The sequence below is a fragment of the Pectobacterium araliae genome (assembly GCF_037076465.1).
GTDB lineage: Bacteria > Pseudomonadota > Gammaproteobacteria > Enterobacterales > Enterobacteriaceae > Pectobacterium > Pectobacterium araliae.
The window spans coordinates 3,086,596-3,100,146 of record NZ_AP028908.1 but is presented as its reverse complement, the minus strand read 5'-3'; the positions used below and the strand labels follow the sequence as shown (position 1 = coordinate 3,100,146).

Below are 13,551 nucleotides of genomic sequence, written 5' to 3'. Positions count from 1 at the left end.
GCAAGCTTGAGCCGCGTCCATGCGGCTCATCCTAAGCCTGCTATCTCCTCAGCATAATTTTTACGCCGGATAACGGCAAAACTCATTGGGATTCGTAAAACTGTTAGCGTACTTCTTTGTTTGCGCCATCATCCTCAAACCAGGCGGCTAACTCGCGCCGCAGGTTATCTGACTGGGTGCCGAAAATCGCCTGTACCTGATGACCGACAATAATCACGCCGATAGCGCCCAGTTTTTGCAGGTTGTCGCTATTAACCAGCCGCAGGCTGTGAACCTCGACCCGCAAGCGGGTGATGCAGGCATCCAGGCTGACAATATTTTCTTTGCCGCCAAAGGCGGTTACCAACTGCTGCAAATTCTCTTTGTCTAGCGGTGAAGCGATTTCAATTTCGGTAATTTGCTTACCCAACATTGATGCGAACAATTTCCGAAAATTGTGAATCTTGCCCATCGTAGTCACCTCTTCGTTTGTTTATCAGCGTACGTATGATAATGCTGTCCACGTAATATTACTGTTAGGCAACACACGGTGATGAGGTTCCGTAGGAACGTCCGCACCCGTGATCGCCCAGTAGTCTAATGCTTAAGCGCCAAGCATGAGCTTTACTGTAGCGCGCGGCGTAGAATCCGGCAGCCATAGCCTGACAGGTCAATAAACCCTGAAAGCGTGCTGCCCGTGGTCATTTCCTCGTAGGTGGCAGGCAGCGCGATCTGTTGCGCTGTTGCCGTGTAGTTCTGTACGAAGATGAACTCACTTTCCCCGTTATCACGACGATGAGCGACAACGCCGTAAGGCAGGTCGGTCGGCAGCGCCCGCGCACCTTCCAGATGAATCAGTTCGCACTATTCAATGCGTCTATCGTGCCGTAGCGCGCTTTCAGCCAGCGCTGGAAGGTGCTGCGGCAGGTATCGCAGTGGCACTCGCCGCCGTATTCGTTGGAAATATGCCAGCCGATCACCGCAGGATGGTGTGAGTAACGTTTTGCCAACTGGGTGTTGATTTGTTTTACTTTCTCGCGATAGTTCGGCGAACTCAGGCAATGGTTGTGGCGACCACCGTGCAGTGCTTGCACGCGGTTGCTGCCTACGCGCAGTACGTCCGGGTATTTCTGCGATAGCCAAGCTGGGCGTGCGCCGCTCGGTGTTGCCAGAAAAACGAAGATACCGTTGGCATACAGCGTGTCGAGGATGCCATCCAGCCAGCCAAATTGGCTCCCAATAGAAGACGCCTTTACCACGCTGACTGGGCACGTTGATGACGCTCTGCATCAGGTCGTGCAGGTAATTGGCCTGAACGGAAGCCGGATAGCCGCCTGCATCCAACTCTTTTTGCTGGAAGCTGTTTTCCGCGTTATACGCAGTTTTCCAACGTGTAAGCATAGGCGGCTTCAACCACGATGATGTCTTTATGGTAGCGTTTGGTGACGTCGTTCAGTTCGTTACCGATTTGCACCATATCCGGCATGACGCCCGCTTTCTGGAATTCGCTAATCGTGGCTTTGGCACAAAGCCTTTCGCCTGAAGATTCAACTGGCGTAAACCAAACTCGGCATCATCATCTTTGGTGGTTTCATTATCGTTTGAGTCGTTGGAAAACATGGAAATCATGCTGTCGAAGTAAAACGTTTTCCTATTTTCGTTATACAGTTGCTGCCCTAATTGAGTTTCGCCATAGGTGTCATCTTTGTTACCTAATCTCCCCACTAGATTTTTATTTGCAGTTTTCCATCGGTTGATGCCCCACGCCAGAACGGAAGTATCCTGAAAAATAAACAGAATAAGAAGGAGTTGCCAGCATTGCCAAACTTAGCGCAATGGATGTCGTCAGCAGTTTTCTTTTCATAATATACTTTTCGCTTATTCGGGTAAGAATGTGGATGTTCCAAATAATATGACGTGAAAGGAGGTAAAGCGTTTCCACTCATGACGAAAGATTATGGGGGAATAAAAGGGGGCGTGACATGATTGTTCTCACAGAATACAAAAGAGTTACATCAAAATTTGCACTGACTTAACGATGCCATAGTCTGCATTTTGATTATTTATTAGCTTTATTGCGCTGTTGTTCGCTATGTAATGGTGTGTAATTGGTTACACGTTTTGCATGCATGCTTCAAATGCAGCATAAAATTTTTTTATAGCAGGGTCAGAAACGTTTCAGAAAAGGTGTGATTCGATATTGGATAGGAAATGTTTCAGGAATAGAGGGAAAGTGTGCCAGCTACAGGGAGAATGAAAACAGAAGGGGCGGACTACAGCTTGCCTAACGATCGGGCAAGCTGTATTGCAGTCGGTTGTTATTGCTTGCGGGTGGGGGGGCTAACAGAATGGCGACGTACCAACGTCGGGCTAAACATATTCGTCGTTTCGCTGAGTTGTGTACCGTGGGATAACGCGATAGCTAATTCTGCCGCCTGAATCGCCATGGCGGAAACCGGATAGTGCACGGTAGTCAGGCGGGGGCGAAGGTAGCGGGCAATCAAGACGTCATCAAACCCTATCACCGACATATCCTGCGGTACGTTGATGCTGTTATCGCTCAGAACGGAAAGGGCACCTGCGGCCATGGAGTCGTTGTAGCACACCACCGCTGTCATATTACCACCGCGACTCAACAATTCCGTCATGGCCAACTCGCCGCCCACTTCGTCCGGTGAAGCGCGTGCAATGAGGCGCTCATCCCGTGCGATGCCGTGCTCTTGCAGTGCATCCATATAGCCTTGCAGGCGGTCGGTGGAGTCGGATATTTGGTGGTTGGAACAAAGAAAACCGATCTTCTGATGGCCTTCCTGAATCAAATGGCGTGTTGCTAGCCAAGAACCATAGCGATCGTCGAGCGCAACGCAGCGATTTTCATAACCCGGTAAAGTGCGGTTAATGAGCACCATATCAGGAATGTGGCTCATCAGCGCCGCCAGTTCCTCATCTGAAAGCATTTTTGCATGCACGATCAGCCCCGCACAGCGGTGGCGAATCAACTGCTCAATAGCCTTCTTTTCCTGCTCGGCATTGTGGTAGCCGTTACCAATTAACAGGAAGTTGCCGGTTGCCTGTGCAATTTGTTCGACAGATTTGACCATTGTCCCGAAAAAGGGATCGGATACATCCGCAACGACTAACCCCATTGTCTCTGCATTTTGGTGCGCCAGCGCTCTGGCATTGGCATTCGGATGATATTGCAGTTCCGCCATGGCCTTGTGTACAGCTTCTCTTGAGGCAGTACTGGCTTTGGGCGAGTTATTGATTACGCGCGAAACCGTAGCGACGGATACACCTGATAGACGAGCGACATCCTTTATTGTGGCCATTAGCATTCCTGAACGGTCAAATGTGTTATCCCCGCCATATTTCAGGTTGCACGTGTTTAAACCTTTCAGCAAACCGAATTATTTAAGGTATTAAGGCGAGTCGTCGCCTAACTCACAAGTTAAAAGAAAAAATCGATGACTTATATTTATAAATGTACAGGTTTTTTGGCGATGTTACCTATCCGACCTCCTTTCCTTTTTGATCCAGACCGTACTTATGTGATCGCTATCAACAATCATCGGCTATTTCTCTCTTCCAAAATACCATTCTGAGGTTTAAATTTAGGGTAACCGTTTACACTTGTGTGATGGTTTGACGATAGCGATCTATCTATATTCAGCATTATTAGAGCTATTTTATCCATGACATAGTGTGAAACTGATTACATGAAGGGGTTTTCCTTGCTGGGTTTTATCGGTCGGTCAGATGCCTCTTCCTTGCCGCTGTCGGGCTGTTAGCGCCATACAATTGGCTGCGGATGGCGTCCGCTGCTGTACCGAATTTGTATTTTGTATTGAGGAATAGCTTATGCAGTTTGAGCCAACTGAACATCCGCACCGCCGATTTAATCCGCTGAAAGGCGAGTGGATTCTGGTTTCCCCGCATCGGGCAAAACGTCCTTGGCAAGGCCAGCAGGATGAACCCGATCGTGCCACTCCGCCGCCTTACGATCCGACCTGTTATCTGTGTGCGGGCAATAAACGTATTACGGGCGATATCAACCCGCATTATCAGAGCACCTTTGTTTTTACCAATGATTTTTCGGCACTGATGGAAGATACGCCGGATGCCCCGTCGGGCGACGACGAACTTTTTCGCGTACAGCAAGCACGGGGCGTCAGTCGTGTCATCTGTTTTTCTCCCGATCACAGTAAAAGTCTGCCGCAGCTTTCACTGCCAGCGCTGAAAGCGGTGATCGATACGTGGAGCGATCAGACTGAAGAGCTAGGCAAGCGCTACCCGTGGGTTCAGGTGTTTGAGAACAAAGGGACGATGATGGGGTGTTCTAATCCCCATCCGCACGGTCAGGTTTGGGCTAACGATTTTCTGCCGAACGAAGTGTTGCGTGAGGATGAACAGCAGCGTGACTATTTTACTCGCCATGGCTCGCCATTATTGCTGGACTATGTGCAGCGGGAGCAGTCTGACGGTTCACGCATCGTGGTGGAAACGGAGCACTGGTTGGCGGTTGTCCCTTACTGGGCGTCGTGGCCGTTTGAAACGCTGGTGCTGCCCAAGTTCGCTGTACAGCGGTTGCCACAGCTAAATGACGTTCAGCGTGACGATCTGGCACTGCTCCTGAAAAAGCTGACCAGCCGTTACGACAACTTGTTCCAATGTTCATTCCCTTATTCGATGGGATGGCATGGCGCGCCGTTCAAGGGTGATGACATCGCACACTGGCAACTGCATGCCCATTTTTATCCCCCGTTATTACGTTCTGCCAGCGTGCGCAAATTTATGGTCGGCTATGAAATGCTGGCTGAAGCACAGCGTGATCTGACGGCAGAACAGGCCGCTGAACGTTTACGCAGCGTGAGTGATATCCATTTTCGTGAGCAAATTTGAGGTCATTTTATGAGCCGTATTGATTCTCTACGTCAGTTAACCGAGTCTGTTTTTGTCCGATTATTTGGCTATGCGCCGCATGCTGCTATTCAGGCTCCTGGCCGGGTTAACCTGATTGGTGAACACACCGACTATAACGACGGTTTTGTTTTGCCTTGCGCTATCGATTACCAGACGGTCGTCAGCGCGGCGGTACGTCAGGATGGCATCGTGCGGGTAGTGGCGGTGGACTATGATAATCAGCAGGATGAATTTGATCTTGCTAAAGAAATAGAACCTCATCCGGAATACCTCTGGGCCAACTATATCCGTGGAACGGTGAAGTTCTTGCTGGCGCGTGACCTGCCGCTCAGCGGTATGGATATGGTGGTTTCTGGAAATGTGCCTTCCGGTGCCGGGCTAAGCTCGTCGGCCTCGCTGGAAGTGGTGATCGGGCAGACGTTCAAAGAATTGAATAATCTGGATATCAGCCAGCTGGATGTGGCGTTAAACGGCCAGCAGGCGGAAAACCATTTTGTCGGCTGTAGCTGCGGTATTATGGATCAGTTTATTTCTGCTCAGGGGCGTGAAGGTCAGGCGATGCTGATCGACTGCCGCTCTCTGGAAGGACGATCTGTGCGTATGCTCGATGGTGTCGACGTCCTGATCGTGAATTCCAATGTGCGCCGTGGGCTGGTGGACAGTGAATACAACACGCGCCGTCAGCAGTGTGAAGCGGCGGCGCGTCACTTTAACGTCAAAGTCCTGCGTGATGTCTCGCTGCCACAGTTTGAAGCGGGAATCGAGGGGCTGGACCCCGTGGCGGTGCGTCGTGCGCGGCACGTCATTACCGAGAATCGCCGCACGTTGGAAGCCGCCGATGCGCTGGCGCGTCAGGATGCTCGCCGCTTGTTTACGCTGATGGCGGAATCGCATGTCTCCATGCGTGACGATTTTGAAATTACCGTGCCGCCTATCGATACCCTGGTGGCTCTGATTCAAAACTATGTCGGTGAGCGGGGCGGTGTACGCATGACCGGTGGCGGTTTCGGCGGCTGTATTGTTGCCCTTATCCCCTCGGCGCTGACTGATGAAGTCAAACAGGTGATCGAACGTGAATATCCGGCGCGCACCGGGCTCAAACCGTCAATCTATCTGTGCCAGGCATCCGATGGTGCGGGGCGGTTGAGTTAAGTTTCGGTCAGTAATCGCAAGCGAAAAGGGCTTTATGCGTAAAGCCCTTTTTACATTCACATGCTTAAGGCAGCAGGAACAGCGTTGCCAGCCCGAGGAAGATAAAGAAGCCGCCAGTGTCGGTGATTGCCGTAATCATCACGCTGGAACCGATGGCCGGATCGCGTCCAAGCTTCATCATGACCAGCGGAATCGCGACCCCCATCAGCGCGGCGAGCAGTAAATTCAGCAGGATTGCCAGCATCATCACGCCACCCATCGCGGGATTGCCATAGAGCAGGAAGGTCACTACGCCCATGATCGTGCCCCAAATCACCCCGTTCACCAGTGCAACGCCTAATTCTTTAAGCAGCAGGTACGATTTCTTGCCGTGTTCAAGCTGATGCAGCGCCAGTGCGCGTACAATCATGGTGATTGTTTGGTTACCGGTATTTCCACCGATGCCGGCAACAATCGGCATGAGCGTTGCGAGCGCCACCAAATGAGATAATGTGTGCTCAAACAGCCCGATAACCCGCGAGGCAATGAGCGCCGTACACAGGTTGATAGCCAGCCACGCCCAGCGATTGCGGAACGATTTATACACGGGCGCGTAGACATCTTCAGAAGGGGTTAACCCGCCAGAACGCCGCAGGTTACTGTCACTTTCCCGGTTCACGACATCGACAATATCTTCAATCGTCAGGCGTCCCATTAGCTTGCCTTTGCTGTCCACGACGGCGCTAGAGATTAAGTTATAGCGCTCAAAGGCGCCGGCGGCCTCTTCGACTTTCTCTTCAGGCTGAAATTTCAGCGGCTGAGCATCCATCACGTCAGTCACCAATGCATGAGGTGAGTGGAGCAAAATACTTGCCAGCGACAGTTCACCGATCAGCGTGTTTTTGCGATCGGTCACGAATAGCTTATCGGTAGATTCAGGAATGGTTTTGCGGTAGCGCAGATAGCGCTGTACGGCCGCGAGCGTGACGTCGGCACGCACGGTGATGAGTTTGAAGTCCATCATGTGGCCGAGGCAATCTTCATCATAATTGATGGCGGCGCGTAGCTGTGCTCGTTGTTTCGGTTCAAGCGAGGTCAGTATTCGCCCCAGTAAATGGCGGGGGACGAGGCGAGACAACTGGGCCAGTTCATCCACATCCAGAACCCGTACGGCTCTTAGAATGTCCTTATCCTGCATATCGGCGATCAGATCGTCGGAAATACTGTCTGAGGCCTCAATCAAAACGTGGCCGCGCTTTGCGATAGGGATAAGCCGCCAGAGCGCCAGACGTTCATCCTGTGGTAACGATTCCAACAAATCAGCCAGGTCAGCAGCATGTAGATTGACGATCAGTTCGCTGATTTCTGCGGTTTGATCGAGCAGGATACTTTTCTCACGTAGCCTGACTTTGTGACTTGATACTGTTTTGTCGCTTAACGTGGTTTGGTTATGTTCTGTGGTCTGGGGTTGTCGATTGATGATGTCTTCAACCAGCGCTTTATTTTCTAGGAGCAGAAGGGAGATACGGCGCCGGAGGTCGGTAAGTTTTTTTACACTCGACATAATGTTTTATGCTCGGTCTGTTTTTTTATCCATGTTTTATTAAACGTAGCGCAAAATCAGTAGATTAAGAATAGGATTACTGTCGAATCGCCGTCTGGAAAACGAACTGATACTGGGATAACGTGTTTTTCAGGATGATTTTTATTTTATGTGATATTAAATCGCTTGCTATTTAATGTTGAGCAATATAAATTCAGTCCCAGAAACGTAACAGATACCGATGGTAGAGACCATGAACGACAACGCTTACAAACTGGATGGACAACTGTGCTTCGCACTGTATTCTGCCAACTTGGCAATGAATAAGCTGTATCGTCGTTTACTGTCTGAGCTAAATCTGACTTATCCCCAATATCTGGTGATGCTGGTTTTGTGGGAGCGTGATGGATTGACGGTATCTGAGCTGGGCGAGCGGCTGTATTTGGATTCCGCTACGCTAACGCCATTGCTCAAGCGCTTACAAAGTGCAGGACTGGTGGTGCGTAACCGGGGGACGGAAGATGAGCGTCAGGTGCTGATCGGCTTAACTGAAGCAGGTCGTGCTCTTCAGCAACGGGCGCGAACGGTTCCTGAAAGCGTGTTTTGTGCGACGGAATGTCACCTCGAACAGTTACAGACGATCAAAATGGATCTGGAAATGCTGCGTAAGAGCCTTATCGGACATCTTTAAACACGCGCCTGTTCTATGCACATTGTAAGATTTGTTATATAGCATCATGTTTTTAAGTCATTTATTTTTACGCAATTAAGTAGTGTGCGATTTAGTTTTCCGCTATGTAAATGAAATAACAGCAGCATCCCTAATTCCTTAATGACCTGGAGTCACATTATGTCTATTGAAAAAGTATTATACGTTGCTCATGCTCAAGCCACGGGTGGTCGTGATGGTCGTGCGGTATCTTCTGACAACGCGGTTGATATTAAATTGACGACGCCACGTCAACTGGGCGGCGCAGGCGGTGAGGGGACGAACCCAGAGCAGCTGTTTGCGGCTGGCTATTCTGCCTGTTTTCTTGGTGCAATGAAATTTGTCGGTGCGCGTGAGAAAATCGCCGTACCGGCTGATACCACGGTGAACGGTAGCGTAGGTATCGGTGCCATCCCAACCGGATTTGGTATTGAAGTTGAACTGAAAATTTCCCTGCCAGGCTTGGATCGTGCCGTGGCTGAAGATCTGGTGCAGAAAGCTCATATCGTTTGCCCGTATTCCAATGCAACGCGTGGTAACATCGATGTGACCCTGACTATCGTCTAAGCCTGGCTTACATGATTGATTGATGAAAACGGTGGCTGCGAAGATTCGCGCTGCCGTTTTTTTTATTTGTGCGACATAAGCGGAATGGGCAACATGTGCAGGCGCGAATAACGGGCACAAAAATGCAAAGGCAATAAAGCCTGACGAGGAAAAGCAGAATATAAGGAACGGATTGGTTAAGCGCTATTCTTTCTGATTGACGAGTACGTTGGTAGGAAGCAGTAATTGTTCAGCACGTTGCTGCTGCTTATCTTGATGGTGGGCAAACGCGGTAACAGTGGAGTAAGCAAAACGACCTAAAAGAATAATGAAGCTGATGAGCAAAACGGCACGGGCGATCCGAGAACCACTTCGTCGCGGGCGTATCGATAATCGTCGTTTGTGGGTAAGCGTGGACATTACCAGTAAATCCTTTGTGAAAGCGAACATTCGCTGTTGTTTATTTAGGCACAAGCGATGGCCGAGGTCAATCTGCCGCAGTGAAAAAGGTGAGGGCCGAACGGGTTTCCGCACGTTCAGTGCAAGGATGGGTTTTAGGAACGAGCACTGAGAGGAAAGTGAGTGAGGGTAGGGGCGATGGTATAAAAAACCCGCTCAAAACGGATAAGCGGGTTGTGTAGTACGGCGGAATTACGCCGTGGTATTAACGTTACGCCCAATCGCCGGGTTTGCTGGCAGCGGGGGTAATGCTTGCAAAATACCTAAAGCAACAGCCTCTTGGCTGTCGAGCGCTTTCTTCATCACAAGCGTACTGGCCTCACTGCTGGTACGCAGGTTGCTGAGGTCGGTCGCGAGTGATGCAATCTGTGATACATCCATTTCACTCTCCTTAACGTTGAGTTGGATTACTATCCGGTATGGAAAGGAAGCGCGCCTTTCCACCGAGGTTGCACGATGTTGGTGAACATTCTCACCAGCCATCAATATGGTATCGGCCCCATTCTGGTTAACTTTATGTTAACCAGCGTGAACCCGCCAACGCGGTGGTGCAATTTGGCTTTATTATAGTGTCCGACGTGTGCCACATTTCTTGCACAACACTTTCGGTAATCAGGCTTTCTCTTCCTCAATCATCAGCTTCCAGCCGGTGACGTCTTGCCAATATTCCTGTTCGCGCTCCAGATCGAGCTGTATCAGCGTGTTATTGGTAAAAAAGTCGTACGGGAAGGTGAGCGTCCAGTAATTGTCATCGGTATGTAATCGCAATGATTCCGGAGTGGTCGTTGCCTGCCGCTGGTTGTTTAACAGCGTGGCAAGGCGCAGCAACTGCACTAGCGGCAAATATTGTTTCTTTTTAAACAAGTTCAGTCGTGGCAATTCTTCCAGCTTAATAGCCTTACGGTGTAGACGCACGATGAGCGCCAACACAAGTTGCTGTTCCTGATTGAAGCCGGGCAGGTTGGTATTTTGCAGAATGTAAGCAGAATGACGGTGCATGCCGCTATGGTTAATGCCTAATCCGACCTCATGCAGCATAGAAGCCCAGTTTAAGATGGCCTCAAGCTGTGGATGCACCAGATTAGAATTTTGCTCTGCCCATTGCGCATAAAGCTGTTGCGTGGTTTCTCGCACGCGTCGCGCCTGCTCACGGTCGATATTGTAATGGGTCGCCAGACTCTGCGCGGTACGGATACGGATATCCTGATGGCGGAAACGGCCTTCCATTTCGTACAGCACGCCTTCGCGCAGCGCACCATCGGATAAGCGCAGTTCTTTGATCGCCAGTGCATCAAAAATACCACTCAGTATAGCCAGACCGGGCACCAGCACCGACTGCCGATCTTCGGATAGTCCCGGTAGGCTCAGCGCTTTGAAGTGCTTAAACTGCAAGATCTGCGTGCGGAGCATTTCCAGACGCTCGGGGGTAATCAGGCCGTCTTTTTCTCCCATTTCCACCAGAATTTCATGCGTGGCTTTGATCGTTCCAGACGCACCAAGGGCGAATTTCCATCCATAAATGCGGTATTCCCAGGACAGGGTCTCCAGCTTTTGTGCCGCCGCCAGTCGTGCGCGCTTGAAGTTGGCTTCGCTAATTTCACCATTGGGGAAAAATTGCTGGGCAAAGCTGACACACCCCATACGTCGGCTTTCCACCAGCATCGGCTCGAAATCTTCGCCGATAACCAGCTCCGTGGAACCTCCACCGATATCAATGACCAGCTTGCGGCCTTTTTCCGGCTGTGTATGCTCCACGCCCATAAAAATCAGGCGGGCTTCTTCGTGGCCGGAAATGATCTCGATCGGATAGGGGATGATATCTGCTGCACGGCGCAAAAATTCCTGTGCGTTAATCGCCTGACGCAGCGCGTGCGTTCCGACGATAGAAACGTTCACCACGGGGAAGCCTTGCAAACGTTCAGCAAACAGCGCCAGACAGCTTAGGCCGCGTTGAATCGCCTCTTCACTGAGCACATTTTTGTTGTCCAGCCCATCAGCCAGATGCACCCGCTGTTTTAAACGCCCCAACACCTGAAGCGCACCGTTTACCACGCGTGCGATCACCATGTGAAAACTATTGGAGCCCAGGTCGATAGCCGCGAATTCTTGTGGCTTCATCTCAGTTTTTTCATTGTTCGTTAACGGCATTATTCAGGCTTATCTCCAGGTTGCTCCAGCGCCTTGATGTAGTCGTAAATGGCATTTTGCGCGCGTACTTTACGCTTGTTGCCACGTGATACATAGCGGTTGCTCGACTCTTTATCAATGACGCGGGCCTTCACCGTGTCGCTGAACAGGATGTCCAGCGTTTCCAGTACGCGGTTTTTCAAAATGGGATCAAGGATTTCCACTGCCACTTCAATGCGATAATCAATGTTGCGTGTCATCCAGTCTGCGGAAGAGAGGTAGACTTTTTTGTCTCCGCCATTGTTGAAGACATACACCCGATCATGTTCCAGATAGCGGTCAAGGATACTGATGACCTGAATATTTTCGCTGATCCCCGGCAAGTTAGGAATTAATGAACACATGCCGCGTACCAGCAGATTAATTTTTACACCTGCCGAGGAGGCCTGATACAGCCTTTCCGCCAGCCCTTTATCCACCAGATTATTTACCTTAAGCGTAATGCCTGCATCACGATTCGCCAGCGCATTTTCGATCTCGATATCGATCAATTGGTAGAGCTTGTCGCGTGAGTTTTGTGGTGATACCAGTAGGTGCTCGAAGCTGACCGGACGGTAAGGGTTTTCAATGAAGTTGAAGACGCGACGGACTTCGTTGGTAATGCGTTCGTCGGCGGTCAGCAGCGAGTAGTCGGTATACAGGCGGGCGGTTTTCTCGTTGAAGTTACCGGTGCCGATGTGCGCATAACGCACGATATTTTCCCCTTCGCGGCGGGAAATCAGGAACAGTTTGGCGTGAATCTTCAGCCCAGGCACTGAGAAAATGACGTGCACGCCAGCTTCCGTCAGGCGTTTCGCCCAATGGATATTTGCCTCTTCGTCAAAGCGTGCCTGTAGCTCGACAACAACCGTCACTTTCTTGCCGTTGTGCGCCGCATGGATCATTGAGGTAATGATACGTGAGTCTTTGGCGACACGGTAAATGTTGATTTTGATGGACAACACATTGGGGTCGAAGGAGGCTTGTCGCAGCAGTTCCAATACATGTTCGAAGGTGTGGTACGGATAATAAAGTAGAACATCACGCTCACGAATCGCATCAAACCCATTGCGGAAATGGTTGAACCCAGTGTGCCGTAGGCGGGGCAAGGGTTTGTTGACCAGATTGGCGCGTCCGACGTTCGGGAAAGAAATAAAGTCTTTGAAGTTATGATAACGCCCGCCGGGTATAACAGAGTCAAAGGAAGAGATCCCCAGTTTCTCTTGCAGCATCGCAACCATGGCGTCCGGCATATCGCGCTGATACACAAATCTCACGGGTTCGGCGGTCAGGCGCTGCTTAAGACTGGAGGACATCAGCTCCAGCAGGCTGGATTCCATTTCCGTCACTAGATCGTATTCCGCATCGCGCGTCATCTTCATGGAATACGCGTTCAGCGCATCGTAATCAAAGAAGCCCTTGAAGATATCATCCAGACAGTAACGCAGAATGTTATCGATGAGGATCATGGTCTTACGACGGCGTGGCGCTTCCGCTGGCAGGTTAACGAAGCGTGGTATCTTATCCGAAGGAATTTCCAGCAGGGCATAACTGATTTCATCGCCACGAATAATTTCGACGGCAAGATAGGTGTAGTTATCTTTCAGGAACTCCACCAGATTGGTTTCGTTAAAGATAAGTATTGGCGTGATGTGCGGGCGTAGATATTGCCGGAAGTAGTCCCTCAGCCACTCCTGCTGATTCGGTGAAACCTGACGCTCGTTGACCAGAAAAATCTGGTTCCGCGCCATCTCCAATAGCAGTTCGTTATACAAGCTGTCAAAGAGCTGATCGGTTTTGAGTACACGCGCCTGAATTTTGCCTAAAAGATGCCGTAGATTGCCGTCCAGACCTTGTTCTTCGTTAATCAGAATGCGTCTTTTCAAATCGGCAAAACGGACTTTATAAAATTCATCAAGGTTGCTGGAGTAAATGCCAAGAAAGCGCATACGTTCGATTAACGGATTGCTTTTATCTGCTGCTTCCTGAAGCACTCGCTCATTAAAGGATAACCAACTTAATTCTTTCTCTATATAGAGTTTGTCCTGACCCATTGTCACTCCGCTCAACTCATGTACTGAAGGTTCATCCAATATTC

14 protein-coding genes and 2 pseudogenes are annotated in these 13,551 nt (G+C 50.3%); 4 read left to right on the top strand and 12 right to left on the bottom strand.

Annotated elements, in window-relative coordinates; genetic code table 11:
- Positions 1-103: 103 nt before the first annotated feature.
- The 7 genes and pseudogenes from AACH44_RS14120 to galR form a co-directional block, all read right to left on the bottom strand.
- Positions 104-451, bottom strand: a complete 348-nt coding sequence (locus tag AACH44_RS14120) for a glucose PTS transporter subunit EIIB (protein ID WP_261850090.1) — start codon at positions 449-451, stop codon at positions 104-106.
- Positions 452-603: 152 nt separating this feature from the next.
- Positions 604-747, bottom strand: coding sequence for a Beta-galactosidase C-terminal domain (locus AACH44_RS21270; RefSeq protein ID WP_425606654.1), 144 nt, complete (start codon positions 745-747; stop codon positions 604-606).
- A gap of 92 nt (positions 748-839) precedes the next feature.
- A pseudogene (locus AACH44_RS14115) lies at positions 840-1,211 on the bottom strand (beta-galactosidase); the annotation flags it as partial.
- Positions 1,198-1,423: pseudogene (locus AACH44_RS14110) on the bottom strand (glycosyl hydrolase 53 family protein); the annotation flags it as partial. The pseudogenes AACH44_RS14110 and AACH44_RS14115, both read right to left, overlap by 14 nt.
- A gap of 8 nt (positions 1,424-1,431) precedes the next feature.
- The gene (locus tag AACH44_RS21265) at positions 1,432-1,704 is read right to left on the bottom strand and encodes a carbohydrate porin (RefSeq protein ID WP_425606579.1); all 273 of its coding nucleotides are present in this window, start codon (positions 1,702-1,704) and stop codon (positions 1,432-1,434) included.
- Between the two features lie 7 nt (positions 1,705-1,711).
- Complete coding sequence (locus tag AACH44_RS21260) at positions 1,712-1,843, bottom strand: hypothetical protein (protein WP_261850089.1); 132 nt, start codon at positions 1,841-1,843, stop codon at positions 1,712-1,714.
- 454 nt (positions 1,844-2,297) lie between these two features.
- A complete protein-coding gene (gene galR / locus AACH44_RS14100) occupies positions 2,298-3,308 on the bottom strand; it encodes an HTH-type transcriptional regulator GalR (protein ID WP_261850088.1) in 1,011 nt (336 codons plus the stop codon).
- 529 nt (positions 3,309-3,837) lie between these two features.
- On the opposite strand from galR, the gene galT reads away from it, so the two are divergent.
- Together galT and galK are read left to right on the top strand one after the other, a co-directional pair.
- Positions 3,838-4,878, top strand: a complete 1,041-nt coding sequence (gene galT, locus AACH44_RS14095) for a galactose-1-phosphate uridylyltransferase (protein WP_261850087.1) — start codon at positions 3,838-3,840, stop codon at positions 4,876-4,878.
- Between the two features lie 9 nt (positions 4,879-4,887).
- The gene (gene galK / locus AACH44_RS14090; RefSeq protein WP_261850086.1) at positions 4,888-6,051 is read left to right on the top strand and encodes a galactokinase; all 1,164 of its coding nucleotides are present in this window, start codon (positions 4,888-4,890) and stop codon (positions 6,049-6,051) included.
- A gap of 64 nt (positions 6,052-6,115) precedes the next feature.
- Here galK and mgtE read toward each other — a convergent pair whose 3' ends face one another.
- A complete protein-coding gene (mgtE, locus tag AACH44_RS14085; protein ID WP_261850085.1) occupies positions 6,116-7,594 on the bottom strand; it encodes a magnesium transporter in 1,479 nt (492 codons plus the stop codon).
- Positions 7,595-7,814: 220 nt separating this feature from the next.
- Here mgtE and AACH44_RS14080 point away from each other — a divergent pair, with 220 nt between their 5' ends.
- Positions 7,815-8,264 (top strand): MarR family winged helix-turn-helix transcriptional regulator, encoded by a 450-nt coding sequence (locus AACH44_RS14080; protein WP_261850084.1) that lies wholly within the window; start codon positions 7,815-7,817, stop codon positions 8,262-8,264.
- A 159-nt stretch (positions 8,265-8,423) separates the two neighbouring features.
- Positions 8,424-8,849, top strand: a complete 426-nt coding sequence (locus AACH44_RS14075; RefSeq protein WP_261850083.1) for an organic hydroperoxide resistance protein — start codon at positions 8,424-8,426, stop codon at positions 8,847-8,849.
- Positions 8,850-9,032: 183 nt separating this feature from the next.
- On the opposite strand, the gene AACH44_RS14070 is transcribed toward AACH44_RS14075, so the two are convergent.
- The 4 genes from AACH44_RS14070 to ppk1 form a co-directional block, all read right to left on the bottom strand.
- Positions 9,033-9,248 (bottom strand): YfgG family protein, encoded by a 216-nt coding sequence (locus AACH44_RS14070; protein WP_261850082.1) that lies wholly within the window; start codon positions 9,246-9,248, stop codon positions 9,033-9,035.
- A 231-nt stretch (positions 9,249-9,479) separates the two neighbouring features.
- Positions 9,480-9,668 carry a YjfB family protein gene (locus AACH44_RS14065; RefSeq protein WP_005970064.1) on the bottom strand — a complete coding sequence of 63 codons (189 nt, stop codon included), beginning with the start codon at positions 9,666-9,668 and terminating at the stop codon, positions 9,480-9,482.
- 231 nt (positions 9,669-9,899) lie between these two features.
- The gene (ppx, locus tag AACH44_RS14060; RefSeq protein WP_261850056.1) at positions 9,900-11,435 is read right to left on the bottom strand and encodes an exopolyphosphatase; all 1,536 of its coding nucleotides are present in this window, start codon (positions 11,433-11,435) and stop codon (positions 9,900-9,902) included.
- Positions 11,435-13,507: a polyphosphate kinase 1 gene (gene ppk1 / locus AACH44_RS14055; RefSeq protein ID WP_338659300.1), complete on the bottom strand. Its 2,073-nt coding sequence runs from the start codon at positions 13,505-13,507 to the stop codon at positions 11,435-11,437. The genes ppx and ppk1 overlap by 1 nt, the downstream gene beginning before the upstream one ends.
- Positions 13,508-13,551 lie beyond the last annotated feature (44 nt).